The following is a 25228-nucleotide window of genomic DNA, read 5'->3' on the forward strand; positions in this document are numbered from 1 at the left end:
GGGTCAGCGCCCCCGCAGTTGCGGGACGCCGCGGTAGCGGGCGATCAGATCGTCGATCTGGTCCATCGTCAGATCGTTGAGCGGGGTGGTGAGGAAGTAGAGCTGCGCGTATTGGCTTTGCAGCGGGAGGAATCCGCTGAGCAGGGGTTCGGCGGTCGTCCGGATGACGAGGTCGACGTCGTCGATCTCGAAGGCCGAGGCGATGTCGCTGCCCGTCTGCTGCGCCCGCTGTAAGGCGTCGCGCAGCTCGTCGTAGGCGTCGTAGGCGGCGAGCAGGTTGATGCGGAAGTCCGTGCCGGTCATGGCCACTTCGAGATCGTGCGCGGCGGCAACGTAATTGTCGGGCAGCGCTTTTCGGTCACCATGCAGACGCAGGCTGGTTGTCTGCGCGTCGAAGGCGGCGGGGATCAGCGTGGTCAGGAATCGCAGCGAGGCCTGGTACACGGCGTCGAGTTCGTCGTCGGTGCGTCCGAGGTTGGCTCGGCTCAGGTTGTAGACGGTGACGGTACGGACGCCGTGGCCCCGCAGGGCCTGCAGAATGGCGACCACTTGATGCGCGCCGCGCAGATACGCATCGGCCAGCGTGGTGTCGTGAGCCTTGGCCCAGCGTCGCAACCCATCGGGAATCAGTCCGACGTGGTTCGGCCCGTGCTCCACACCTCCCCCAACCCTTGCGTAGTCCCCTAGCAAAGCCTAATACGGAACGTGACGTTGCGAATTCGAATGGCGGAAATGCTATTCGGCGCTCTTGAGCACGGCCAGCACAGTCAGTGCCAAGATCTTCATGTCGAGCAGAATCGACCAGTTCTCGATGTAGAAGTTGTCGAACTCGGCGCGGTCGGCGATCGAGGTCTGCCCGCGTAAACCATGCACCTGCGCCCATCCGGTCATGCCGGCTTTGACGCGGTGCCTGTCTCCGTAACGGCGGATCTGCATCTCGAACAGTTCGACGAATTCTGGACGTTCGGGTCGCGGACCCACCAGGCTCATCTCGCCCTTGACCACGTTGAGCAGCTGCGGCAGCTCGTCCATCGACGTCTTACGCATGATCTTGCCGATCCAGGTGCGCCGGTCCTCACCCTCGACGCCGCCGGGCGCCGACCCGTCTTTGACGGCGAAGGCCGCCGCAGCGGGGTCCGCGGGCCGCATACTGCGGAACTTCAGGCACTGGAACACCTTGCCGTCGCGGCCGATTCGATCCTGGCCGAAGAAGATCGGTCCCGGTGAGCTGAGCCGGACCAGCAGCATCAGGGTCAGAAACAGCGGCGAGATCAGCAGCAGACCGATTGCGGCACTCGAGCGGTCGATGGTGTGTTTGAGCGCGAACTGCCAGCCGGTCGGGTTGGCGTGGCTGAGCGTCATCAGTGGGATGCCACCCATGTGCTCGATGGTCGCGCCGACGCCGACGACATCCATCATGCGGGGCACCACCCGGACTTTCATGCCCATGTGGTGGGCGCGCTGCGCGAGCGCAGCAAGCCTCTCGTCGGGCACCGTGGAGTGCGCGATGATCAGCTTCTCCGCGCCGGTCTGCACGACAGCGCGTTCGAGGTTGTCCGTGGTGCCCAGGTAAGGGATGCCCTCGGCCTCGATGGTGACCGGTCGCATGTCGTCGATGATGCCGACCGGGCGCAGCCCGTAGTCGGGTACCTGCCGCATCCGGGTGATCAGTTGGTGGGCGATGGGCCCGGTGCCGACGATGATGGCGGGCTTGCCGAAGGAGTACTTGCGCCGTAGGTACCGCTGCACGAGCAACCGCGTGAAGCGCGCCAGAGGGACGAGAACCGCTGCCAGCACCCAGACGCGAAGGATGATCTCGGTGGCCCGGATGTACTCAGGGACCACGGTGCCCTTGGGCCATGGGGGGATGGCCCACGACATCACGGCGAGGGTGAACAGCGCGGATACCGCAAGAGATGTCTCCAGAGGCTCGAACTCGTCGAGAAACCGGTCGTTGAGCTTGCGCTTGTACATTCTGCGGGTCACCAGCATGACGATCAGGATCGGAATGAAAATCCACGACCACGGGAAGAAGCCTCTGCTGTCGACCTGGCCGTGGAACGTCCACTGGGCAATCTGTACTGCCCAGAAGGCAGCCAAGACATCCAACCCCACGGTGACGGCGACGTAGCCACCTTCGTTGCGGAGATGGTCGAGAGCGCGCTGCCTCAGAGTGGGTTTGTCGACGACAAGAGGCGGGGCGACGGCACGCAGGTGCGGTCGGGTGGGATGCGTGCTCGGCGTATCCGTCGCCCGCTCCGAACCTGCCTGCATCACCGACCCCCGAAACGCCTCCTGTGGGTCCCACTGTAAGTGTGCTGGGAGGTCGGCGCAGTCAAATTGCCATCAGTCAATGTCAATTTGCTCGATGACCCGGCGCACCATGGCGCCCGGGATAACTGGGGCGGGATCAGCCGGGCGCTTGACCGCCACCCGATCGGAAGATCCGTTCGGCGGCGATGCCGGCCAGGTCGCTCAGCACCTGCACGTGCCCGGTGCCCCACAGGCGCGGCTTGTTGTCGAACACACACAGCGTGCCGATGGAATGACCGTCGCTGTCCGTCAGCGGGATACCGAGGTACGCAACGACGGTGCCGTCCAGCACCGCGGGGTGGTTCTTGAACACCGGGTCCAACCGGGCGTCTTCGAGCAGCAGCGCTTGGCCATTTGCCACCGCGTACTGACACAGCGAGCGCTCGAGTGGCGTCTGCCTTTCCTCCGGCGTCCGCAGTTCCATGCCGGCGGCGCTCTTGAAGAATTGCCGGTCGACGTCGACCAACGACACCAACGCGTGCGGCGCGTCCAGCGCGTCGGCCGCCGCGCGGGTGATCCGGTCGTAGACGTCTTCGGTGGGCGAGTCGAGCAGACCGGTGGCGTAGAGCGCGCGCAGCCGGTCGGGGTCTGCGATCACGGTGGACACACTCGGCATGTCGGAGCCGGCGAACACGCCGGACTCGGAGAGGTGCTTCATGAGCCGCTCGACGGCAGCGCTCTCGGCCAGCCGTCGGTCGGCCACCATCTTCGAGGCGACCGCGCGGGCGACGTAGGTGTTGACGTCTTCCCCGGCGTCGCGCGCACACTGCTCGAGCTCACGATTGAGCCACTCATCGAAACGCTTCAGGGAGCCGGTCACCATACAACGGTATCTGACATCGGCGTCAGCCGATGCCGAAGCAAGTGAACCCGCCATCAGACAATGGGACCGTAATATGAGGGCCGTCGGCGACGGGGAGGCATGGGCCATGACGGATCTCCTCTTCGACGCTCGCCACATCCGCCAGAGCGGCATCGGAACCTATATCCGCACGCAGTTGCCGTTCCTCGAAGAGGTGACCGCGCGGCACGGGCTGAACTTGACCGTGCTCGCCGACGACGACACCGCACCGGAGCTGGCGGCGAGCACGACGCTGCTGCGCGCACAGCCGCAGAACGCCGCAATGTACACCCCGGCCGAACAGAAGGTGTGGCTGCACGCGTTGAACGAGTGCCGGCCACGCGCAATGTGGTTGCCCCACTACCCGTTTCCCCTTGCCCGGCTGGCACCGCGGCACCGCGGTGTCCTCACCTACCTGACGGTGCACGACACGATTCACGTACTGCCGGAAGCGATCAGCGGGCAGGGCCTCGCGCGCCGGATGTATGCACGCGCCATGTTGAGCGCCGATGCCCGCTGGAGCACCCGCATCGTCACGGTCTCCGAGGCCACCCGCGCCCTGCTCCCCCGATCGGCATCGGTGGTCGTGACCCCGATACCCGTGGACGAGGTGTGGTTCACCCCGCCGGAACAGAGCCCACTGCCGGTCACCGGACCCTTCATGCTCTATGTCGGTAATACCAAGCGGCACAAGAACCTTCCGCTCCTCCTCGAGGCTTTCGCGCGGGTCAGCGGAGAGGTTCCGCACACCGTCGTGGTGGCCGGCGGCGGCGCCTCGCTGCGCACGATGGACGACCGGGTCCGCCACCTCGCGGAGTCTTTCGGGGACCGGGTGGTGGTGACCGGTCAGGTGGATTTCGCGGTGCTGCGCGCGCTGGTGGCGTCGGCGGACATGCTGGTCATGCCGTCGCTCTACGAGGGAGCCGGGTTGCCGCCGGTGGAGGCGATGGCCGCGGGCACGCCGGTGTTGTCCTCGAGCATCCCGGCGCTGCGGGAGACATGCGGTGACGGTGCGGAGTTCTTCGATCCCCACGATGTCGACGGTCTCGCGCAGCTGCTGCGGAGGTATTGCCTCGACGCCACGGCGCGCCACGAGCTCGCCGCGCGTGGGCGGGCCCACGTGGTCGCGCGCCAACGGAGCATCGATGCGACAGCGGCGGCGGAGACCATCTGCGCGGACCTGATGCGCTAGTCGGCGGGCGGCCGGATGCGGGTCGCCAGCAGGGCGCTGCCCGCGGTCAGCAGGAGCAGGAACACCACGATCCCGTAGCTGAGGATCTGGACGCGCCACACCTCGAGAAAGCAGTAACCCACCACCCCGGCGGACGCCGCGAGCACAGGGCCCAGCCGGAAGATGCGCGCGAACAGGTAGCCGGCGAATCCGTAGGCGATGATGGTGTAGAACCAGCCCCACGCGCCGTACACCGAGTAGATGTCGGCGAAAACCGAGTTGGTGAAGAAGTTACCCGCGAACGTCATCGAGAATCCGTAGGTCGAGGCCTGCTTCCAGCTCTCGTCTTTGGTGACCTTGTTGAATTGCAGGAACGTCGGCTGCACGGCCTCGAACGACGAGACCGGCCCACCACGTTGCTCCCACGCGCCGCGGCCCACCGCATCGGACACTCCGAGCGACACCTGCGCGGGCACCGCCAGGTAGGCGCCCATCTGGTAGGCGTTCATGGCGATCGGGTTCGACACACCGGCTTCCCGGTAGTAGTTCGCGTTGCGCACGTAGTTCAGCGCGGTCAGCGCGCCGAACCCGGCGGCCGCCACCAGGATGAGCGCGACCAATGTCTGGGCACTGGACCGGCGCAGCGCGGGACGGGCGGGGGCGCTGCGCACCCGTGCGGCGAGGTAGACGGTGGCGGCCATCAACAGTGCCAGACGCGACGCGATCATCGAATTCGCCAGCAGCAGAAGCACGGCCGCGATCATGGGCACCCACCCGATGACCTTCTTCTGCCACAGATGAACCCCGAGTGGCGCGGCGAGAATCGTGGCGTAGCGCAACGTCTGCGGGCCGGCGAACCCGGACAGCGCATTGCTGAAGTCGTTGGCGGTCTGCTCGGACAGCGAGTTGACGATCGCGTTGACCCCGCCGACTTTGAGGAACGCGTAGCCGACGCCGATGACACCGGCCGTCAACAGGATCGCGAAGTACCGCCGCTCGAACCACGCGGTACTCGTGCGGCCACCGTCGGCGGCTGAGTGCGGCCGGAAGCGTTGTGCGCCCAGCCAGTACCCCACCATGGACACCAGCAGGATCGCGCTGTACCACAGCACCAGCAGCGCGAGCCCGCGCCCGCTGACCGGCGCCGGCGTGGAGAATCCGTTCAGCGCTTCGGATGCCGTGCGAGCCGGGTCGAAGCGCTGTTGGGCCACCAGCAGGATCCACGCCAGGAACGAGAGCAGCACCGGCGCCGAGATCAGCACGGCAGGGTTGAACCACCAGGACCGTGCGGGGCTGCTCGGTTCGGCGAGCATCGTCAGGTCTGCCGTTCCCGGCGCCGGAAGTCCTCGGCGTACTCGGGTGCGCCCCGCACTGCCGCGCAGTGATACACGATTGCGGTGATCAGTTCCGACAGCGCGAAGGCCAGGAAGATCGCCACCGTGGATTTCCACACGAGCAGGAACGCCACGCTGACCACGAGGTAGACGATGGTGCTGGCGCCGCGAATCCAGAACACCTGCACCGTCATTCCCGCCTTGCGCAGGGCGGCGAACGGCACCGTGGACACCAGCGTGAACACCTTCCACAGCGCACCGAGCAGGAGTGCGACGACGCCGACGTTGGCCCAGGCGGGGCCGAAGACCAGACTGCCGAGCCCGCCGAAAGCGGCGATCAACACGGCCGCCATGCCGGCGGCGAACACCGCGACGAACGAGCGGATCTCCCCGCGGTGGCCGTGCGCCAGCAGCCGGTACCGGCCGTAGGCCAAGATCGGCTCGACCGCGCCGGCGACGGTGGTGATGATCCGGAACGTCACCGACGCCGCGGGACCGACGAGCACCAGGACCACGGAGGTGATCGCGGGCTGGACGGCGCCGACGACGGCGGTTTCGGCGGTGACCCACGCGGACCGTCGCACGTCGGGCGGAAAGCCCTGGCGCGGCATGCCTTTTCCGGGCCGGTAGCGGGAAGCGACGGCGAGCAGGGCGCCGACCGCCAGGACGCGTACGCAGTGCGGGTTCTGCACGTGCGCGAGCCACAGCGCCAGCAAGCTGGCGACGATCAGCGCGGACGCGCCGAAGCCCTCCCGCTTCCAGTCGCCGGTCACCACCCCGATCGAACGGGACATCAGCAGACCGGTCATCACGCCGGTCGCGCTGGCCAGGAGCACCGCCGACGGGGCCACGGCGGGCGAGGCGATCAGCAGGCCGGCGGCACCGGCGGTGAACAGCACCACCCACAGCGGCAAGCCGAGCTCACCGTGGGCGTCGGGGGTGGCGAGTCGCCCTTCGACCACGAATGCGTTGAGCAGCTGCGCGATGTAGACACCGATGGCGAGTGCGAGCGCGAGGAAGCCCTGGGTGTCGATGGGTGCGATGCGGGCGTAGATCGCGATGAAGATGGCGGGAAAGACGTTGAGCGCCAGTCCCGCAACGACCTGGACACCGGTGTGTAGGTGCCGGGTGTCAACCATCGCGCCGCGTCGCCAGTGTCTGGGCCACCACATCGGCCATCTGCTGGCGGAACCGCTCGGGCGAGAACCCTTGGGCGTGCAGCCGGATCTCGGCCGGGTCGTAGGCCCGACCGTCGAAAGAGGCCATCTTCTCGGCGAACTGGTCGACCACCGCCGCGTCGTCGCCGCCGGTGACGAAGGTGCCGGTGACGCCGTCGACCACGCTGTCGAGCGCGCCGCCCACGCCGAGAGCGATGACTGGGGTGCCGCAGGCCATCGCCTCCACCGGGGTTATGCCGAAGTCCTCCTCCCCCGGCATCACCATCGCGGTGGCCCGCCGGTAGACGTCGCGCAGGTCCTCGTCGGAGACCCGGCCCAGGAACGTCACGTCGGCCCCGTCGGCCAGTTTGCGGCACCGGGCGGCGTCGCGGCCGTCGCCGGCGACCACGAGCGGAACACCGGCTCGCCGCGCGGCACGGATCGCGACGTCGGGGCGCTTGTAGCCGACGAGCCGGCCGGGCAGGAGGAAGAAGTCGCCTTTCGGGATGTCCCGGTCGAGCGTGAAGTAATCGACGTTGACCGGCGGGTGCACGACGGTGGCCTCCCGTCCCCAGTGCTGGGAGATGCGTTGCGCCACTGCGGAACTGTTGGCCACGATCGTCGTGATGAGCGGCGCGGCGGCCAGCTCGGTCTTGATGGCGATCCGGGCCAGCGCATCGAGTGCGAGGCGGCCGGGCAGCGAGTCCGATTCCTGCCGCCGCATGTCGGCGTCCCAGGCCCATCGCGCCGGGGAGTGCACGTAGACCACGGTCGCTCGCGCGCCGGCGGCGTGCACGGCGGACGACGCGAAGATGTGGTGGCTGATCAGAACCGCCTCGGCAGAACCGAAGTCGCGGCGGCGGAACCACCCCGGCACGAGCGGCAGCAGCGGGGCGTAGCTGCGGTAGCGGGCCAAACGGTAGCCCGTCGACAGGGGGCCTGTCTGCACGCGGGAGGCGAAGTCGGCCTGGACCCGGGGGTCGACGATCGGGATGTGCACCGGCGCGTCGGGCCACTGCCGGGCCAATTCGGCCGTCACGTTCTCCGAACCGGCGATCTCGGTGAGTCGCTCGTGGACGATCGCAACATTCATCGCGCACCCCGGAAGCGGCGTCGCCGGTAGGTCAGTACCGCGATCACCCGAGCCGCGTCGGAGGTCGTGGCGGAGCGCAGCGCCACCGCGTCTGCCGCGGTGTCGTGGTCGAGCCGGGCCACCAGCACAATGTCGGTCGCCGACGCGACGAGGTCGGCGGTCAGCGTCGATTCATCGACGGCGCCGGCGTCGACGACGTCCCCGTCAACCGCCGACGCCAGCAGCGTGATCACGACCGCGGTGCCTGACCCCGCGGATGCGCCGGCGACGACGACGACGCGCGGCCCCGCTGCGGGGCCGAGTTGGGCGGCCAGCGTGCGAGCGACCCCGCGATCGGAGGCCGTCAACTCGACGGCGGGCACCGCGATGGCGTCGACGTCGTCGGTCAGGGTCTGCACCATCGCGGCCCGTCCACTGCGGCGGCGCCGCAGCAGCGGAACCGCCACGGCGCCCGCCCCACCGACCAGCGCTCCGAGCAGCGCTCCCATCAACCACTGCTGCGAGGCGGGATGGTTGGGCGTCGGCGGCTGCATGACGAGCAGATCGCTGGATTGGGCGCCCTGCAGTTCGACGCTCTCCCGGATGCGCTGGAGTTCCTGCATACGCAAGGGGTCGGTGATGTCGTTCTGTTGCCACTGCGTCAGCGTCGGCAGGATCGTGCGTATCTGGGCGTCGACGCGTTGGGCGAGCTGTTCGCGGTAGAGGTCGATCGCGGTCTGCACCTCGCGGATGGCGTCGTCTCGCTCGCTGCTGCTCGCGCTGATGGTCACCACGGTGGATTCGTTGGCCTGGGCGATGTTGAGCTCGGGCGGCTCGTCGAGCGCGAGCTTGTTGCCCACGGCTTGAGCGAACCCTTCGCCGGACAGGTAGGCGATCTCGCCGGCGACGAAGTTGCCGGTGTTCGACTGGTTGTCCGGAGTCACCTGACTGGCGCCGGTGGCGAGGGCCGCGAGATCGGCAGGATTACGCAAGCGCAGGAACGCCGTTGCCGTCGTATCGGTCGGCATCACGGCGAAAGCACCTCCCCCGATGAGGGCGCCGATGCACACACCGATCACCCCGTAGAGGAGCAGCGTGGTCCTCACGAGTCGTGATTCCTGCGCGGAGATGAGCGCGAGCGCCGATGCGGGCACTACCGATGCGTTGGCTGACAAACCAGTAACGCTCCGTCCCCTGAATCGCTGCGAACCATATCGTAAGGCCGTTGCACCGCTTTGCCGGGTCGGATCGGTACATCGGTACAGAATGGAGATGCTCACCGCCGGTGGAGCGGTCGGATTCGGCGGCGCGTTACGGCGTGCGATCCCGGGCCGGGCGGTATCGTCCGACGTCGGGGAGCTTGTCGAAAGCCCATCGACGCGAACGGGAGCCGCGGTGTCTGTCGGGTGCAGTCGTTCCGGTTCGACGTCATCACATCGTTCGACGATGACAGCAGTCGCCGTGATCGCGATTTCGGTGTTGCTGCTCGCGCTCGCCGGACCCCTGCCCGCGGCCCAAGCAGACCCACTTGATGCGCCGCCCGGCGCGGGACCTGAGGTTGCTCTCCCGTGGCCCGGCATCGGATTGCCGAAGTCGGTGACGATCACGGGAGCCAACACGACACAAAGCGTCACAGTCCCGGTGCCCTCGGGTTTCGGCGCCACCCGGCTGCGCGGGCTAATCCATGCACCGGTCGACGCGACCGCGGGCTTCGTCGAAATCGACGACAGTGCAGGCACTGTCCTCGGCACGATCCCGCTGCCGGCGGTGGCGCCGGATCAGGTCGTGGTGCCGTTCGACATCGACATCTCCACCGCGGCAGTCAACGGCAACGCGATGGGACTGTCGTTCACGGTGCGGGAGCCGCCGCTGTCGATGGATGAGCGGTGCGGGCTGGGTCAGCAGGTGATGTTGAGCGATCTGGTGGCGGTGTTCACCGGGACAGAGCCCGCGCCCACGACCGTCGCCTCGTTCTTTCCGCCCGTGCTGCAACGGCTCACGATCTACGCCCCCATCGACGCCAACGATGCCGAGAAGCAGGCGGTGTTGACGCTCGCCTCGGCGGTCGCCCGGATCTATCAACCGCAGGTGCCGGCGATCACGGTGGTCAGCCAACCGCGCGGGGCGACTCCCCCGGCCGCACCGCGGTTCGAACGCGCCGTGGTCGTCGAGAACGGCGACGCGGCAATGGCCGTCGTCAACCCCGACCGGGCCAACGTCTTCCTGAAGGTCACCGGCCGCGGCAATCAGCTCAGCGATCAGGTGTCGTTGGTGAGCAACCAGCTGCAGTCGCTGGCGCAGGTGCCTGCCGCGCGGGTGGATCAGGCCGGCTCCTCCGGCGCTCCCGCATCCGATGAGATGACATTCCAGCAGCTGGGCATCAGCGGTGAGGCGTCGGTGTTGCGGACGGCGCAGTTCAGTACGGGGGTGGACCGGTCGGCCTTCGGTGGCCGGATCTCGGGGATGTCGGTGCACCTGCTGGCCACCCACACCCCGGTGTCTGCCACCGATTCGGCGAGTGTGACGGTCAGCGTGGGCGGGCAGGCGGTGTACACGGCGCCGCTGCGCGATACCGGCCGGGTGGATGCCACGTTCACGGTGCCGGCCGAATTCCTGCGTCAGCGCATCGTTTTCGACGTCGACCTGACATTCAGCCCGCGGCAGCTGTGCAGTCCGACGATCGCGCCGGTGACGTTCCAACTGGATCCGCGTTCGACGATCACTGTGCAGCGCGGTGGTGACGCGGCGGGCGGCTTCGCGGCGGTGCCGGCCGAATTCGCCCCGGAATTCCTTGTCGCGCTGGACGGCAGCAACCCGAATCAACTGGATTACGCCACCCGGATCGTCGCGGACATCGCGCAGCGGACCGGTACGCCGTTGCAGCCCCGCGTGGTCGACGTCAAGGCAGCGGCGGGCGCCACGACGGGCGCGCTGATCGTGGCGAACAACGCCACCCTCGAACCGACCTCGCTGCGGCCGCCAGTCACCGGCAAGAGCGCGGACACCCAGGTCGATCTGCGCGATCCCTTACGTGCCGACATCGCCAACGGGCTGGGCTCGATCCAGGTGTTCGCCGACGCGCCCCGGAACCGCACGGTCGTGCTGGTCACCACGAGTGGCGCCTGGTCGCTGGTCAATCCGCTGTTCGGCTACATCGACCAACTGCCCGACGGATGGTCGTCGCTCAATGGTGACGTGCTGGCCGCCGGCGCGGCGGGCACCGTAGCCGAACTCACCATCGGACCGGGCGACATTGATTCGCCTCCTGCCGACGGTGACGCGGTGCCGACGGCGCTCTGGATTGCGTTGGGCTGCGCTGCCGTCGCGGTGGCGCTCGTCGCCGCGCTCGTCTGGCGGCGCCGGGGGGCCGCCAGAGCGTCGTCGGCATAGCCTGGAAGGCATGCCCGGTCGACACCGTCCTGCCCGCACCCATACCGTGGCGCTGGTGGTCGGCGGCACGATGGGTGCACTAGTGCGGTATGCGACGGCCATTGCATGGCCGCAACCCAAGCAGTTATGGGTCTCCACCGCGGTCACGGCAGCGGTCGCGTTCGCGGTGGCCGGCTTCATCGTCGCAAGCGGTGCAATGTCGACGGTGCGCGCAGCACTTTTCGGAATGTGCGCCAGCGCAGCAAGTCTCAGCGCTTGGTCCCTGCTGACCATCAGCCAGCCGCCGAGGCTTTCGCTCGCTTTTCTCATCGGGGTGCCGGCCGCAGCCCTCGCCGGCCTGCTGTGCGGACTGCTGGCCGCGCGGGTGGCGACCCGATGACGTGGGTGCTGGTCGCGCTCGGCGGCGCGATCGGATCGACGATCGGCGCGCTGCTGCTGCGCCGGCCATCGTCGACGCGGTTGGTGACGGCGACGGCGGTCGTGTGCGGGCTGGCCGGAATGCTGTCGACACAACGTGTTTCACCGGGCGTAACGGCTGTGCTGGGGTACGGCGTGCTGGGTTCGGCAGCAAGCATGGTGGCGTTCACGCTGGCGTCGCCGATGTGGGTGGGCGGTGATGCGCCTGTGCGCAGCACGGTGTCGGCCGGCAAGAAGGTGGGAGTGTATTGCGCGGTCGGGGTGACGTTCGCGCTCCTGGGTTATCTCGCGGTGCGCGGCGGCGCGACGCTGTACCGCAAGATCGGTTAATCGCAGGAGCCCTGCACTTCGGCTTTCACCCAGGCGGCGTACTGGTAGAGGAATGTGTACTGCCACTGGGCAACCGAGAACGGGTAGGTGCGGGGTACATCGCGCATGACCACGGTGCGGTTAGGCGGGGCGAAGCAGACGTCGAAGATCCGCCGCGCGCGGGGCAGATGGTACTGCCAGCTGATCACGATCACCGAGCGCCAGCCGCGCTGCTCGGCGAGGGCGCGCGCCATCAGAGCCTCACCCCGGGTGGTGGCCGGCACCGGCGGGCGACAAATGACCTCAATTGTTGCCCTTCGCTGACAGGAACGTTTCATCACCGGGTCACGGGGTCCGTGAGGGTTAGATATCAGCACCGTGGGCGCGTAACCTTGGTTGGCGAGCTCGATTCCGTAAGCTTCGCGACCGTCGTGTTCGCCGCTTAGGACGACGATGGCGTCGACCTTCGTGAGCGAGTCGGGGCGGGCGTGCGCGAACCACAGGGTGCCGGAGGCGCCGTTAAGGAAGAGCGCCGCTATCAACGTATAGACGGCGGCCGGCAGCGGTCCGGCTCTAACACCAGACCGTCGCCTCTCCCCCATGCGGTGAAGGGTATTGCAGAGATACGGGTCGCGCAGCGCCTCAGCTCGCAGACTCCTCCGAGCCAAGGGTGTCGAAAACCTCGTGGTAGAGAAGGGAGTGCACGCGCTCAACCCGGGGAATGTCGTCGAACTCCAAGGGATCTTGTGACGCGGACTCGATGATGAGCGTGCCGGTGCGCAGGATGCGGTCGAGTAGGCCATGCTGGAATTCGACGCTGTTGATGCGGGCGAGCGGGATATCGATCCCCGAGCGAGTGATCAGACCGTAGCGGTACATCACCCGACGGTCGGTGATGACGAAGTGAGTAGTCCACCAGATGAGGAACGGCCAGATGGAAAGCCAGCCAACGAGGATGAGGCAGAGGGCGGCGATGACGAGGAAGACAATCCTCTTCGCAGGTAACTCCCAGACGAGGGAGTTGACGTAGCCGGCAACGAACGCGGCCGCGGCACTCGCCAGAATAAGGACGAGCGCAGGCACGAAAAGACGCCCCCAGTGCGGATGGCGGTGCAGGACTACCTGTTCGCCTCTGCCCAGCACGTTCTCTGGATGGCCCACGGAAGGACTGTACTAAGAAAGGCTCTTTCCTGCACTTGTGCCCCGGTTCGCGATAACTAAGTCTGTCAATTTAGCTAGCGCGGAGAGCCGTGAAGCCCTCATATACCGTTTCGAATGGCATCCTGCATGAACTGCGTACAGTGTCAAAATTCAGAAAAGCGAGCTCTCCGCGTATCCAGCGTCCGGGCCGAATACCGGCACACCACTAGCTATTCAATGGCTTGCAACAAGCCTTACCGCCGCTAGCATGTTGTCAACCTTCAGGCGGCGAACGCAGCCTGCGCCGCTGAGACCCGTTACGGGGCTGATGATAGGAGCACCCTCTGCACGTTTTGTTCGTCTGCACCGGCAACATCTGTCGTTCACCAATTGCTGAGCGGCTTTCGACCTTCTATGCGCTGGAACGAAACATGTCCAGCTTCCGCGCGTCCAGCGCAGGCACACGCGCCCTCGTTGGGCATCCGATCCACCCCGAAGCGGCACACGCGCTCAAGCGCCGCGGCGCCGACCCGTCCGACTTCGAGGCCCGAAGGCTAACTACTCGTGGCGTCGCGTCTGCTGACTTGATACTCGGCATGACAAAAGCACACCGCGACGCAGTCCTTGAGCTTGCACCTCAGGCGCTTCGAAAATGTTTCACATTGGCCGAAGCATCAACCCTCGCCGTACGATTTGAGGCTGGCGACGTCACCACCCTCTCGGCTGTTCGGTCGCAGATAACGCTCACTGAGTTTCTCGACATCACAGATCCTATAGATCAAAGAGCAGAAATTTTCGAGATAGTCGCCGGGCAGATCGCGGAGTTGTTGCCGCCAATACTAGGCTTAGGCTAGCAAAAGCCAGCATCAAGTATGCCCCGGATTAGCGTGAGTCGGGATCAGCAATTTATGGAGGCCTACTATTACGGCTACCCTCCGCGGCAAGCCTGCGGCCCGCACCAGCACACAGGCTACGGTCGCATCTCCCGACATGTGAGACGGTTCATGTATCCACGTCGCAAATGTGGCGGGTATGTTCTCTGAATACGGTCCACCCGTCGGGCGAATCAGGCTCCCCCAAGAACTGACTCCATCGCAGGTCGCCAATTGTCTGACGTGTAGCGTTCACAAAACGTTAATCGCCCCGCGTCTCCCATTCTCGCCCGAAGATCTGGATCGGAGGCCAGGACTGTAATGCAGTGGGCAATCGCAATCGGGTCTCTTATACCGGTTATGAAACCTGTCCGCCCGTGCGACACCATTGTTGAAATGCCGCGCCAGTCGGTCGCGACTACGGGGAGACCGAACTCCATTGCTTCAAGAACCACGAGCGGCTGATTCTCCGCTTCGTAATGCGAGGGAAAACAAAAAATGTCAGAATTACAGAACGCCTCCCATTTCAAGTCTCCGGTCAGTACGCCCGCTAGGTCAATCTCATTTTCTAAGTTTCGGGTACCGATGAAATCTCGACAATCGCGTTCGAAGTCGGCCGACTTAAAGCGACCCACGATGCGCAGTGCAAACTTAACTCCCGAAGCTCTCAGTATCTCACACGCTTCAAGAAGAACCATAACTCCTTTACTCTCACTAACTGCGCCTACAAACAGCAATCGGATCGCATCCGAATCGGACGGACTTCGAAAGCGCGGACTGTACCGAATGCCGTCATCTGGGAGTCCGTTCGGCACGATCGCCACACTCTTTGCGTTGACTGCGATCCCGTCGGGCGGACTCTTCTCGGTGAGCTGGATTAATACGTTCGGCCTCGAATATGCGGCACGAGCAAGCCACCGGATTGGTATCTTGGTCCGCTCTGCGACTTCGGCGAACCCGCCCGCGTGACAATGAAAAACCACCCTACGGAATAGCGGCCGACATAGTAAGAGGATGAAAATATCTCGTAGCACAGCAGTGGCCGTCGTCCCCCCAGGGGGATAGTAGAGCGTTTCGCACCGAGCCCGGAACTGAAAGCGCCAAATCTTTATCACGAGAAGCGGCAAACGGGGCAGCTTCCTCCACTGGAAGCGTCCGACATCTTCACTATCGCGAGAGAAATCCATACGAATCAGGTGAAGTCGGACTTTCTCGAATTCGGCGTCAACCAGCGCTTGGACCGCAACAGCTTGACCATGCCACGGCGGAGGCGTCTGACCGACCACCAGGACTTCGTTAGCTACAGAGCGCAATCTCATATTGCACCAATCATGGAATATCGAGGTGGTAAAGCAGAAGATTGCAAGTACGTTACGTACACACGCGACGACAGTAATACGCTTGTACCCCACGATCTTAGACGCGCGCGATTTGTTCCGCATGGATGCACAGATAATTTATTCGAAATCCGCGGATTTTCCAGAGCACAATCCGTCTGCGTCCACATTTCGTCCGCGAGATGGCAAAGCCCCCTTCATGACCATGTCGTGCGATCACCTGTACTTGTTACTGCCGCTCCACAGTATCAGTTCCTACCCGAACTTCAGGATCGGAATCGAGCGACGGATCAGCGGAGAATGTCAGATTGGCGCCGCAATGCGGTCCGCCCCGAGATCTCCATCGCGATGAGAGCGCGCTTGGCCGAGCACCTGCGGCTCCGTACGGGCTCCATTCGCCGCCCGCAAGATCCTAAATCGTTTCGGCGAAAGAGTTCGACACAAGGTGAGGATTCACGCAGTGTCGAAAACAAACAGAAACGCAATTTCATTATTGAGTTCCGGAGAAGCGCAACGCTTGGCCATATCTGTCTTGCCAAAGCTCGGCCTATGGACAAAGCGACAGCGCACCCTGAACCGTGTCGTAGGGGCAATCGCTAATTATCTGACGCGACTAACGGTGATCGAAGGTGCCCACGCAGTGCCGCGCGTCTACACTTTCGGGATGGGGCGGTGGGTCGTTTGCAGCATGCGCCACCCCGAAGCCAGCCAAACAGCGAGCGTGGTCGTTCTCACCTCTGGTTGCGCTATTGACCTGCCCGTGGTTGCTAATAGCTCTGATATTCACCCCCAACACTGCGACCATCGGCCGCCACTATTTGAACTGAAAGAAAGATGAGCTGTGGTGTTGAGAACTGTTACGCGCGGGGTGCAACGTCTAGGCGGCTTTGCGGTTAACGTAGTCCTCCTCGCGGCTGCATCGCTAGTTTTGATGCCCGCGACGATCAGCGCGGCAGGCCTCACAACTTGGGGATCAGTTGTTCTTGGACAAACGCTGGCTAGCCTCGCGGCAATAATCGTCGACCTCGGGTACGACGTCAATGGCCCAGGCGCCGTGGCCACAAGATCCCTACAAGAGGGCGTAAGGTACTTTTTCTTCGCTCAACGGGCACGCTTGGTCATTGGAGTCCCGTGCCTCTTGGTGATGACTAGCGCAATGTTTGTCATTCCAAACCCCGATCCGATCGCGGGCATACTAGGAAGTGCGCAAATCGCCATCGCGGCGTTCAGCGCCCGCTTCTTTTACGTCGGGCGGGCCGCACCGCGCTGGTATCTGTTCGCCGAAATCACGCCTCGCGTCATTTCGCAGTTCGTTGCAGCGCTCGCGCTCGTGTCAGGGGCCCCCTTGCTACTCGGCTTAGCGCTTCCTGGCCTGGGCGCTGTCCTGGGGGTTGCTATCTCGATGGTCACAATGCGGAGAGCATGTGACAACCGGGAGCTGAGCGAAACGACACGAGACACAAGTTACCGCGAAGAGTTCCGTATGCAGTTTGCCGCTGTAATCTCGTCGCTGATAAATGGAGGGCGGTACGCGCTCCCAGTGATCATGTGCACTGCAATAGCGCCAGGCATCGTGGGTCATTATGGTGTGTTCGACCGGCTCGGCCGGCAAGCCACAGCAGCGCTGACCCCGGTGACAGCGACTTTTCAAGGTTGGGTGCCGCGCCGAATGTCCGCAGACGCGACCCTTAAGCCCGCCTTTATAGCCATGTCGGCCGCAATCGGCTGTGGCGCTGTAGTTGCCCTTGCATTCATTGCAGTGGGTTCGCCATTGACAGTCTGGCTGTCAGCGGGAGACTTGAGGCCGACCATGACCGAAGTGACACTTTTCGGGATATCGATAGCGCTGGGCATGATTGTGCAAGTCATCAATCTGGCCTGCTTGGTGCCCCTCGCGGGAATCAAATCTGTTGTGCTCACAAATGTGATCGGGTTGGTGGCGTTAGCTACAGCGCTGCCGCTGTTGTTATCGGCTCAGCAATCCGTCGAACTCGTCCTGGAGGCCATTCTAATCGGGTACGGCTGTCAGCTGGCTGGGGAGTTGTACGTGATGCGGCGACGCACTGTCCAACAACAGAGGGTCTGAGACGGGTGAGATGGCGATCACGAATTTCACCGATTGATCAACCGCCACATGTTCCCGTAGGCACCGGTCCGATTCTTAAGGACTTAGTCCCTTCATAAAGGGCTGCATAGCCTACCGGCACGACAAATTGACATTCAGAGGCAAATCGCACAAACCGCTCCGTCGCAATGCCTCATTTTGTTGGCGCCATCTTGCAAATTGTCGCGAGCGCGCGCTCTCCTGCAAACGGTCCTACGACCAAGACGCGCACGACCGTAGGGCATATGGCATTACGCTCGTATCAGACCGACTTCTAAAAGGTTAGGGATCCGCCTGTGCAGCACCGAGCCGCAGAAGCGCATCACACATCACACAGTTTCGCCGAACGTGTAACATCCGCGCAAACCCGGCAGGGTACTGCTGCATTTTACGTAAACGCCGAAATGAAGACTGGCAGGCGACCTAGTCGAGCAGTTCGTAGGGCATCATCGGAGACCGCTCCGGCTTGTCTGTGTACCTGACATGTTTACCAACATAATAGAATCGACGCGCAAGTGAAGGACGGCGCGAAAGCGCGTTATCAATGGCCCAGACAAGCTTATTAGATACGGTATTCACAACTGGCCGGCCAGGCAACACTGATACAGTTTCGTAGCCGTGATATTCCATCAAGTCAACGAAGGCGCGCAGCGTCGGCACGTGAATATGGCCTGCCGGACGTTGGCCAGCCTTCAGATAAGGCCTGTACGGTACACCCGCCAGGATTTCGTTGGATATTTCGACATCACGAGGTTGGTAACCAGCTAGAAGCGAAAGACGGTTATTCCAGCTGGCAAGGTTCGGGAGAGAGACCAGCACGGTTCCGCCCACGCGGGTGATTCGGCTTATCTCACGAATCACCCCGTCAAAGTACTCCAGATAATCCCACACACCTAGTGACATAGTGAAGTCAAAATACGAATCGTCAAATGGCAACGCACCTCGGCTAATGTCCTGCAAAATGACTGATACGCCCTTATCCGCCGCCTCATCGACCACCCGCGGGTCAATGTCAACACCGTTGATCTCGGACGCTCCCACATAATCTCCGACGAGTTTTGCCAGTCCACCGAATCCGCATCCGATGTCAAGCACTCGTTCCATCTTGTCCGTTCGCGCAGCTTCAACAGCCCGCCGCAAACCCTCTAGATCGGAACAAGTTCGGCTACGGCCGACATCCGTTTGCGTTATCCAGCGACTAGGATCCCACGTCAGAGCCGTCATATGCTTACCTCCCCATAGTTGACGAATGTAACTTACCGCATAGCGTCAGGATGTATTGACCTAGAACGCTTCCTCATGGGCGCCAGATACACAACAGAGCCTGAATGACTTGCGCGCGATGCGTGGCGCGCAATGCGTCACTGACGAACTCTCTAGAGCAGCAGCCAAATAATAGCTCGTTCCCTCGGCGCTATACGTTCGAAGGAGCTAAGCGGAGTCTCCGCTATCCGATATCAAGCTCGAGTCTGTCCTTCATTCCAACACATAGTTTCGACGTTCTTCGATGAAGCACCGCGATGTGGTAAAGAGCGCGCTTACCGCTGGGTCCAGATTGGCGCCTACAGATCGATACGAGCGGCTACTAATACGCTCCGTCCTTGCCAACTACGGCTTTGAATGTGCGCCATAAAATCGCCAGATCAGTAGTCACAGACCAATTCTCTACATAGTAGAGGTCAAGCCGTACAGCCTGCTCCCAAGATAAGGATGATCGACCGCTTACCTGCCATAGACCCGTAACGCCCGGCTTGACCAGGAACCGGCGATGAATATGGCCGTCATACCTTTCCACGTCTCTCAGCGGATGCGGTCGCGGACCAACCAAGCTCATCGAGCCACATAGAACGTTGAATAGCTGAGGCAGCTCATCGATGCTGTACCGACGGATGAACCTACCGACAGTCGTAATACGAGGGTCGTCTTTGATCTTGAATACTGCGCCGTCACTCTCGTTTCGTCGCTCCAGTTCGGCTTGTAGCGCCTCCGCGTTGACGACCATTGATCGGAACTTCAACATCCGGAACGGCTCGCCCCCATAGCCGGCTCGAACCTGACTGAAGAAAACAGGACCCCGATCGGTCACCTTAATCGAGATTGCTGTAGCGAAAAGCACGGGCGAAAATACCAGAAGGAGGACGGCGGAGCCCACAAAATCGATCGTCCGCTTCGCCAGAAGCTTTACGCCTTCATAAACCGGCGTTTCGACATGCACGAGAGGAAGACCTGCAACGTGGTGCATATGCATGCGCGGGCCGCAGACGTCTGTCAGCCCCGGAGCAATTACAAGGTGCTGACGACCCGGCTCAAGCGCCCACCCAATCTCTCTAATCCGACTCGGGGGCAGGGCATCGCTGCTTGTGACTAGCAATGTGTCGGCCCCCAACTCAGACATGAGTTGCACCAGATTATCGACATCATTCGTAAGCGGAATGGTGGTACCGGGCAACCGCTGCGGGACATCTCTGCCTGGAACCACTGCAGCCACAACATGGTATCCGGCGGTGGGGTTTTGTATCAGATCACGCGCGATTCCTTCGGCCGTCGCTCGCGATCCCAGAATGAGCACCTTATGCACATACTCGCCGGCCTTCCGCTTTGCGGCCAACCAACGCCGCCAACACCATCGAGTACACAGGAGCAACGCCATACCGACGGGGAGAGCTATCGCGAGATAGCCCCGCGCAATCTCGAGCTTCAGCAGCATCGAGACAATCGCGACGAATCCGAAGATACCTAATGTGGAGACGATGACACGCTGATACTCCTCGTATCCGAGTCCGACGACCTGAGTGGACACCGTTCGGTTGAGCCAAAGAGACGCCAACCACAAAAGCGCGATAACAACTGATACGGTTGTGTAGTTCGCAAGCCCAAAGTCACCGACTTCGGCAGAAATGCTGCCGAACCGCAAGAACTGTGCAGCAGCAAGCGCTGCGAATACAGCCAGGCAATCAGTTCCACGAACACGCCAAGCGAACCCCCCGTGCCAGTCAAGCGGCTTATAAAGGGTGGGCGTCGTCGGGACCGGCTTCTGTTCGGGCTGCGCAATTTCAGAAATACTCATGATCTCCCCCTGAACCGCTTATACCCCGCGCGCAGTAATGCTCGCATGCTCATACCGCGGTGTACCGCACCCGTCAATTTTAAGCCGATACGGACGTTCTATGCGGTCCTTTCCCACTTTCGTGGGGTAGCCGATGTCCTCCTGAACGAACTGTGAACCGCACGACGACATCGCGCTCACCAGCCGAACCCGAGAACCCGCAGGCCCGCATCCGCGAACCCAAGTCCAGACAGGCAATTGCGCCCATCGATTACAAGGTCACCCCGCATCACCCGGCGCAATTCGCTGGGGTCCATTCGGCGGAATTCAAGCCACTCCGTTGTGACGACCACCGCGTCCACTCGATGAGCCGCCTCGTAAGGGTCCTGAGCGAGACGAACAGTGCGAAATTCGTCGGGTAGGGCCTTCACAACTGGGTCGAACGCCGACACCACCGCACCTGCGGAGAGCAGCCTCTGCGCAATGTCGAGAGCGGGTGCGTCCCGCAGGTCATCTGTGCCCGGCTTGAATGTAAGACCTAACAGGGCAATTCGGCGACCCTTAAGAATGCGCAGTTCGCGTTGCAGTTTTCGAAGAACACTCGACCGCTGCATTTTATTAATACTGACTGTCGACTCAAGCATTGAGGGCACGTAACCGTATTCCCGACTGGACGAGATCAAGGCAGCAATGTCTTTGCCGAAACAAGATCCGCCCCACCCTACGCCAGGGCTTAGAAAATAATTTCCGACTCGATGGTCTGCGCCAATTGCAGGGAGAACCTGTCTGGCGTCAGCCCCGAATAGCTCACACATCTGCGCCATTTCGTTAGCAAAACTGATCTTTGTAGCGAGAAAGGCGTTCGCCGCATATTTGATCATTTCTGCAGACGCAAGGTCCGTGGCAATTAGGGATGGCCGGAAATCCGGTCGCCCACGTTCGAAAGTTTGTTCCAGCACCCCTTTGTATAGATCGGCGACGCGAACTACGTCTGCCTCAGAACCGCCCAAAACAATACGGTCCGGGTAGAGAAAATCATCCAATGCGCTACCCTCGCGTAGAAACTCGGGATTGGAAACCACATGGAAAACCAAATGCCGGTTCCCTTGCAGCGCATCTTCCAGGATAGTCCGCGTCCAGTTTCCCGACCCAACGGGCACCGTCGACTTATTCACGATCACGACGCCGGCGCGCACATAAGGCGCCAATGACTGTATAGCGCTTTCCAGCTGAGTCAGGTCGGGTGACCCGTCGGCGCCTGGGGGGGTGCCGACGCACAAGAACACAAAATCTGCGTCGACAAGTGCCTCGTCTGGTTTATCTGTAAACCGGAGCCGGCCGCCGGTAAGTGTGTCTTTCAGAAGGTCAGCCAGGCCGGGCTCGAAGAAGGGAAGCTGGCCCTCGCTTAGTTGTCCCGCACGCGCCTGGTCGTTGTCCAACCCGCAAACGTCATGTCCGAGAAATGCCAGACATGTGGCCGTCACGGCTCCGACGTAGCCGGTCCCAATAACAGCGACCTTCGACCGGTTAGGCGTCGCAGGGCCGTCGGCCATGACACGAATATGCTTGACCTCTTTCGCTTCTTCAGCGCGACCTTTAAACCATTCTATTGTATGCAGAAGACCGTCGCGTACCTCAACTTTCGGTTCCCAATGAAGTTCTCTGCGAGCTAGCGCAATATCGGGGCGGCGCTGCGAAGGATCATCAACAGCACGATCGACAAATTTTATTGGAGATTGCGAACCCGCCAATTCACGGATATATTCAGCTAATTCCAGTATAGACATCTCGTGAGGGTTGCCGATGTTGATTGGCCCTGCTTGATTTGAGAACAGTAAGCGCAATGCGCCTTCAACAAGATCGTCCACATAGCATACTGACCGCGTCTGACTGCCATCTCCCTGTACTGTCAAAGGATCGCCGGCAATCGCCTGGTTGATGAAATTAGGTATTGCACGTCCGTCGTCTGGACGCATGCGAGGACCATAAGTGTTAAAAATCCGCATAATTGCACCGTTGACCGCGTGCTTACTGCAGTACGACACGGTCAGGGCCTCGGCGAATCGCTTCGCCTCGTCATAACACGCACGTGGACCCACGGGGTTTACATTTCCCCAGTAGGTCTCGGGCTGTGGGTGCACCAGCGGATCGCCATACGTTTCAGAAGTTGAGGCTAATAGAAATCGAGCTCCCTTTTCTCTCGCCAAGCCGAGGGCGTGTAGAGTCCCGAGTGAACCTACCTTCAGAGTCTGAATTGGCAGTTTTGCATAGTCGACAGGAGATGCTGGCGACGCGAAATGTAAAACATAATCGACAGGTCCCGGCACCGAGATATAATCGCTGACGTCCACTTTCACGAGTCGAAAGCCATCATCGTTAAGAAGATGCGCTACGTTTTCGGCATTGCCTGTCACAAAGTTATCGAGACAAACAACATCGATATCTCTGACTAACAACTGCTCGGCAATATGGGAGCCGATAAATCCGGCCCCGCCAGTCAATACTGCCCGTCGCCGCAACATGCCCCCCTGAAGAACGCCTGCAACTGGCTCAAGTCGCTACGTTGCGACCCAGCCGAGTCCCCCCGAATCCGAACTAGGCGGATGCGCCCACACAGCCGCATCCGATGAGCAAACGTTATCATCCTCACACACGTCCAGCAAGTGAACGGGAACTACGCGATGTCGGCACTGGCTGGGCGAATCGAACGATCAAAGGCAGAGGATCCTGCATGTCCTAGCCTGGCAACATCACAAGACTGCTAAATGCGTTCGCGTAGGCCTTGCTGGTGCACGGCAAGTTAACAGCTAATCACGAATCAGAGAGGCACGCGGGTAAGGAGGAGCAATTAAAGTCCCTTACTTGAGCTACGAGAGGCCCGGGGGCCGCCCCGTCAATGGATGAGGCGAGGCCGCGTTCGCGCCACCCGCGCCACAAACGCTGGGTTGTTGCGCATATAGCGCTTCCAGAGTCGCCGCGGTTCCTTCATCAATCTAAAAAGCCATTCCAATCCGCTCCTCTGCATCCAACCTGGCGCCTGGGGCATGAGATCGGCGTGGAAATCGAAAGCCGCACCGACACCCAAGAGCACTGGTGCTGTCAAGCTTCCGCGGTGGGAGGCCATCCAGCGTTCTTGCTTAGGAGTTGAAAGACCTACCCATACTAAATCCGCTTGGCTCGCGTTGATTCGATTGATAATTGCCTCATCTTCGACGGGAGTCAGCGCGCGGAAAGGAGGCGAGTAAGTCCCTGCGACTTTTAAATTTGGAAATTGACGTTGTAACCGTTCGGCGAGGAGTTCCGGCACACCCTCTTTGCCTCCGTAGAAAAAGGAGCTCCATCCCTCTTCTTCTGCCCTGCGAAGAACACCGAGCATCAAATCGGGCCCATACACTCTGCTCATCCAGTCCGCTCCGGCCAGCCGTCCCGCCCAGACCATTGGCATGCCGTCTGGCGTAGTCAGCCCCGACTCGTTGTGGATAGTGAGAAGTGAATGATCACGTTGCGACTCCATTACGCCATGAACGCCAGTGACGCACACGTACTTAGTGTCTCGGCTCCGAATCCATTTGCATATCTCGTCTAGGGCCATGCTCATATTTACGGCGCTGATAGCCACACCGAGAACGTCGACGCGAGGAATCTGAGTAGTCACGAGTTGCTGAGCTGAGCAGCGACTTGGTCGTAGATCCAGCGATATGTGATCTCAAGACCGTCGTAGAGCCGAGTCGACGGTTCCCAATCAAATTCTTTTTGAATCAAAGTATTATCGCTGTTACGCCCGCGGACGCCTTTCGGCGCGTCGAGATTGTATGCTCTACGCACCTTTACCCCAGCTATCCTCTCAGCTGTATCTACTAGTTCGTTGATTGTCACCATTTCGGAGCTTCCGATGTTTAACGGCTCAACAAATTCGCTTCTGGTGAGCATCACACTGCCGCGCACACAGTCGTCGACATACATAAAGCTGCGAGTCTGCTCCCCGTCACCCCAGATGTCGATCTCGTGCCGTCCGGAAAGCACTGCCGTGGCGACCTTCCGACAAATCGCGGCTGGCGCTTTCTCGCGCCCGCCCTCCCACGTTCCGTACGGCCCATATACGTTGTGGTAGCGGCCCACACGGGTTCCCACGCCGTAGTCTTCCCTGAAATGTCGCGCCATTCTTTCGCTGAACAGCTTCTCCCAGCCGTAACCGTCCTCCGGCATCGCCGGATATGCGTCCTCCTCCTTTAGAGCTACGACATCGGCTTCAGTCTGTTTATCAGCGGCGTATACGCACGCCGAAGATGAGTAAAAGTAACGGTCGACGCCGGCTTCCTTCGCCGCCAAGAGCATGTGGGTGCTCGTCAATACAGACAACATGCACGCAGCTTTGTTGTTCTCAATGAACCCCATACCGCCCATGTCGGCGGCGAGGTTATAGACCTCGCCAGCTCCGCCGGCAACAACTTCGTGCGCGTTCTCCAGCAGCGATACGTCCTTCACGACGTTGTCGGCGTCTGAATGCAGCTGATACCACTCGTTTACAGGCTTGCGGTCGACCGCACGCACGGTCTTTCCTTCGGCCAGGATAGCCCTGACCAAGTGACCGCCGATGAAACCCCCGGCTCCGGTCACGACGACGTCAACTGCCTTCATCACGCGCTCCCCTTAGCTCTCCCCTGCCGCCAATCCGCAGCTTCGTTCACTATAAACGGGTCGGCGCTTATCCGCGGCCATGCGGTC

General features: G+C 62.0%; 21 protein-coding genes. 6 read left to right on the forward strand and 15 right to left on the reverse strand.

Going from position 1 to position 25228, the window contains the following annotated elements; translation table 11 throughout:
• Window positions 1-3 precede the first annotated feature (3 nt).
• From MHN84_RS01975 to MHN84_RS01985, 3 genes are all read right to left on the reverse strand, one after another.
• On the reverse strand, window positions 4-657 hold the full coding sequence (locus MHN84_RS01975) for an undecaprenyl diphosphate synthase family protein (RefSeq protein ID WP_241202946.1): 654 nt from the start codon (window positions 655-657) through the stop codon (window positions 4-6).
• Between the two features lie 78 nt (window positions 658-735).
• Window positions 736-2274 (reverse strand): sugar transferase, encoded by a 1539-nt coding sequence (locus MHN84_RS01980; RefSeq protein ID WP_241202947.1) that lies wholly within the window; start codon window positions 2272-2274, stop codon window positions 736-738.
• Between the two features lie 136 nt (window positions 2275-2410).
• Window positions 2411-3133 carry a GAF domain-containing protein gene (locus MHN84_RS01985; protein WP_374238291.1) on the reverse strand — a complete coding sequence of 241 codons (723 nt, stop codon included), beginning with the start codon at window positions 3131-3133 and terminating at the stop codon, window positions 2411-2413.
• A gap of 109 nt (window positions 3134-3242) precedes the next feature.
• Here MHN84_RS01985 and MHN84_RS01990 point away from each other — a divergent pair, with 109 nt between their 5' ends.
• Complete coding sequence (locus tag MHN84_RS01990; RefSeq protein WP_241202949.1) at window positions 3243-4346, forward strand: glycosyltransferase family 1 protein; 1104 nt, start codon at window positions 3243-3245, stop codon at window positions 4344-4346.
• Here MHN84_RS01990 and MHN84_RS01995 read toward each other — a convergent pair.
• The 4 genes from MHN84_RS01995 to MHN84_RS02010 are packed head-to-tail and all read right to left on the reverse strand — an operon-like array spanning window position 4343 to window position 8994.
• Window positions 4343-5638 carry an oligosaccharide repeat unit polymerase gene (locus MHN84_RS01995; protein ID WP_241202950.1) on the reverse strand — a complete coding sequence of 432 codons (1296 nt, stop codon included), beginning with the start codon at window positions 5636-5638 and terminating at the stop codon, window positions 4343-4345. The genes MHN84_RS01990 and MHN84_RS01995 overlap by 4 nt on opposite strands.
• A gap of 2 nt (window positions 5639-5640) precedes the next feature.
• Window positions 5641-6798 carry a hypothetical protein gene (locus tag MHN84_RS02000; RefSeq protein ID WP_241202951.1) on the reverse strand — a complete coding sequence of 386 codons (1158 nt, stop codon included), beginning with the start codon at window positions 6796-6798 and terminating at the stop codon, window positions 5641-5643.
• Window positions 6791-7909: a glycosyltransferase gene (locus MHN84_RS02005; protein WP_241202952.1), complete on the reverse strand. Its 1119-nt coding sequence runs from the start codon at window positions 7907-7909 to the stop codon at window positions 6791-6793. Before MHN84_RS02005 ends, MHN84_RS02000 begins: the two co-directional genes overlap by 8 nt.
• On the reverse strand, window positions 7906-8994 hold the full coding sequence (locus MHN84_RS02010; RefSeq protein ID WP_241202953.1) for a hypothetical protein: 1089 nt from the start codon (window positions 8992-8994) through the stop codon (window positions 7906-7908). Before MHN84_RS02010 ends, MHN84_RS02005 begins: the two co-directional genes overlap by 4 nt.
• Window positions 8995-9334: 340 nt before the next feature.
• Between MHN84_RS02010 and MHN84_RS02015 the strand changes: the two genes are divergently transcribed.
• From MHN84_RS02015 to MHN84_RS02025, 3 genes are read left to right on the forward strand one after another with little or no spacing between them, the layout of a single operon-like run.
• On the forward strand, window positions 9335-11278 hold the full coding sequence (locus MHN84_RS02015; protein WP_241202954.1) for a hypothetical protein: 1944 nt from the start codon (window positions 9335-9337) through the stop codon (window positions 11276-11278).
• Window positions 11279-11288: 10 nt separating this feature from the next.
• On the forward strand, window positions 11289-11657 hold the full coding sequence (locus MHN84_RS02020; RefSeq protein ID WP_241202955.1) for a chromosome condensation protein CrcB: 369 nt from the start codon (window positions 11289-11291) through the stop codon (window positions 11655-11657).
• Window positions 11654-12025, forward strand: a complete 372-nt coding sequence (locus tag MHN84_RS02025) for a hypothetical protein (protein WP_241202956.1) — start codon at window positions 11654-11656, stop codon at window positions 12023-12025. The genes MHN84_RS02020 and MHN84_RS02025 overlap by 4 nt, the downstream gene beginning before the upstream one ends.
• On the opposite strand, the gene MHN84_RS02030 is transcribed toward MHN84_RS02025, so the two are convergent.
• Entirely contained in the window at window positions 12022-12606 is a 585-nt protein-coding gene (locus MHN84_RS02030) for a YdcF family protein (RefSeq protein WP_241202957.1), read from the reverse strand. The genes MHN84_RS02025 and MHN84_RS02030 overlap by 4 nt on opposite strands.
• 40 nt (window positions 12607-12646) lie before the next feature.
• A complete protein-coding gene (locus MHN84_RS02035; protein ID WP_241202958.1) occupies window positions 12647-13165 on the reverse strand; it encodes a PH domain-containing protein in 519 nt (172 codons plus the stop codon).
• A gap of 332 nt (window positions 13166-13497) precedes the next feature.
• Between MHN84_RS02035 and MHN84_RS02040 the strand changes: the two genes are divergently transcribed.
• Complete coding sequence (locus MHN84_RS02040) at window positions 13498-13998, forward strand: low molecular weight phosphatase family protein (RefSeq protein ID WP_308192900.1); 501 nt, start codon at window positions 13498-13500, stop codon at window positions 13996-13998.
• 212 nt (window positions 13999-14210) lie between these two features.
• Here MHN84_RS02040 and MHN84_RS29955 read toward each other — a convergent pair whose 3' ends face one another.
• Entirely contained in the window at window positions 14211-15458 is a 1248-nt protein-coding gene (locus tag MHN84_RS29955) for a glycosyltransferase family 4 protein (RefSeq protein ID WP_374238292.1), read from the reverse strand.
• Window positions 15459-16284: 826 nt separating this feature from the next.
• Between MHN84_RS29955 and MHN84_RS02045 the strand changes: the two genes are divergently transcribed.
• Window positions 16285-17439, forward strand: coding sequence for a hypothetical protein (locus MHN84_RS02045; protein ID WP_241202959.1), 1155 nt, complete (start codon window positions 16285-16287; stop codon window positions 17437-17439).
• 441 nt (window positions 17440-17880) lie between these two features.
• On the opposite strand, the gene MHN84_RS02050 is transcribed toward MHN84_RS02045, so the two are convergent.
• The 5 genes from MHN84_RS02050 to MHN84_RS02070 form a co-directional block, all read right to left on the reverse strand.
• Window positions 17881-18681, reverse strand: coding sequence for a class I SAM-dependent methyltransferase (locus MHN84_RS02050; protein WP_255729735.1), 801 nt, complete (start codon window positions 18679-18681; stop codon window positions 17881-17883).
• A gap of 361 nt (window positions 18682-19042) precedes the next feature.
• Window positions 19043-20524, reverse strand: a complete 1482-nt coding sequence (locus MHN84_RS02055; protein ID WP_241202961.1) for a sugar transferase — start codon at window positions 20522-20524, stop codon at window positions 19043-19045.
• Window positions 20525-20700: 176 nt separating this feature from the next.
• A complete protein-coding gene (locus MHN84_RS02060) occupies window positions 20701-23025 on the reverse strand; it encodes a UDP-glucuronate decarboxylase (RefSeq protein WP_241202962.1) in 2325 nt (774 codons plus the stop codon).
• Window positions 23026-23396: 371 nt separating this feature from the next.
• On the reverse strand, window positions 23397-24101 hold the full coding sequence (locus MHN84_RS02065; protein WP_308192906.1) for a WecB/TagA/CpsF family glycosyltransferase: 705 nt from the start codon (window positions 24099-24101) through the stop codon (window positions 23397-23399).
• A gap of 53 nt (window positions 24102-24154) precedes the next feature.
• Window positions 24155-25141: an NAD-dependent epimerase/dehydratase family protein gene (locus tag MHN84_RS02070; protein ID WP_241202963.1), complete on the reverse strand. Its 987-nt coding sequence runs from the start codon at window positions 25139-25141 to the stop codon at window positions 24155-24157.
• Window positions 25142-25228 lie beyond the last annotated feature (87 nt).

The organism is Mycobacterium sp. PSTR-4-N (assembly GCF_022348085.1).
GTDB lineage: Bacteria > Actinomycetota > Actinomycetes > Mycobacteriales > Mycobacteriaceae > Mycobacterium.

What these genes read in the sequence shown, in the direction of transcription:
- MHN84_RS01990 (WP_241202949.1), top strand. Translation starts at nt 3,243, where the DNA reads ATGACGGATCTCCTCTTCGACGCTCGCCACATCCGCCAGAGCGGCATC.
- MHN84_RS02050 (WP_255729735.1), bottom strand. Translation starts at nt 18,681, where the DNA reads ATGACGGCTCTGACGTGGGATCCTAGTCGCTGGATAACGCAAACGGAT.
- MHN84_RS02025 (WP_241202956.1), top strand. Translation starts at nt 11,654, where the DNA reads ATGACGTGGGTGCTGGTCGCGCTCGGCGGCGCGATCGGATCGACGATC.
- MHN84_RS02030 (WP_241202957.1), bottom strand. Translation starts at nt 12,606, where the DNA reads ATGGGGGAGAGGCGACGGTCTGGTGTTAGAGCCGGACCGCTGCCGGCC.
- MHN84_RS02065 (WP_308192906.1), bottom strand. Translation starts at nt 24,101, where the DNA reads ATGAGCATGGCCCTAGACGAGATATGCAAATGGATTCGGAGCCGAGAC.
- MHN84_RS02020 (WP_241202955.1), top strand. Translation starts at nt 11,289, where the DNA reads ATGCCCGGTCGACACCGTCCTGCCCGCACCCATACCGTGGCGCTGGTG.
- MHN84_RS02015 (WP_241202954.1), top strand. Translation starts at nt 9,335, where the DNA reads ATGACAGCAGTCGCCGTGATCGCGATTTCGGTGTTGCTGCTCGCGCTC.
- MHN84_RS02000 (WP_241202951.1), bottom strand. Translation starts at nt 6,798, where the DNA reads ATGGTTGACACCCGGCACCTACACACCGGTGTCCAGGTCGTTGCGGGA.
- MHN84_RS02055 (WP_241202961.1), bottom strand. Translation starts at nt 20,524, where the DNA reads ATGAGTATTTCTGAAATTGCGCAGCCCGAACAGAAGCCGGTCCCGACG.
- MHN84_RS01980 (WP_241202947.1), bottom strand. Translation starts at nt 2,274, where the DNA reads ATGCAGGCAGGTTCGGAGCGGGCGACGGATACGCCGAGCACGCATCCC.
- MHN84_RS02070 (WP_241202963.1), bottom strand. Translation starts at nt 25,141, where the DNA reads ATGAAGGCAGTTGACGTCGTCGTGACCGGAGCCGGGGGTTTCATCGGC.
- MHN84_RS02060 (WP_241202962.1), bottom strand. Translation starts at nt 23,025, where the DNA reads ATGTTGCGGCGACGGGCAGTATTGACTGGCGGGGCCGGATTTATCGGC.
- MHN84_RS29955 (WP_374238292.1), bottom strand. Translation starts at nt 15,458, where the DNA reads ATGCGGAACAAATCGCGCGCGTCTAAGATCGTGGGGTACAAGCGTATT.
- MHN84_RS01995 (WP_241202950.1), bottom strand. Translation starts at nt 5,638, where the DNA reads ATGCTCGCCGAACCGAGCAGCCCCGCACGGTCCTGGTGGTTCAACCCT.
- MHN84_RS02045 (WP_241202959.1), top strand. Translation starts at nt 16,285, where the DNA reads ATGCCCGCGACGATCAGCGCGGCAGGCCTCACAACTTGGGGATCAGTT.
- MHN84_RS02005 (WP_241202952.1), bottom strand. Translation starts at nt 7,909, where the DNA reads ATGAATGTTGCGATCGTCCACGAGCGACTCACCGAGATCGCCGGTTCG.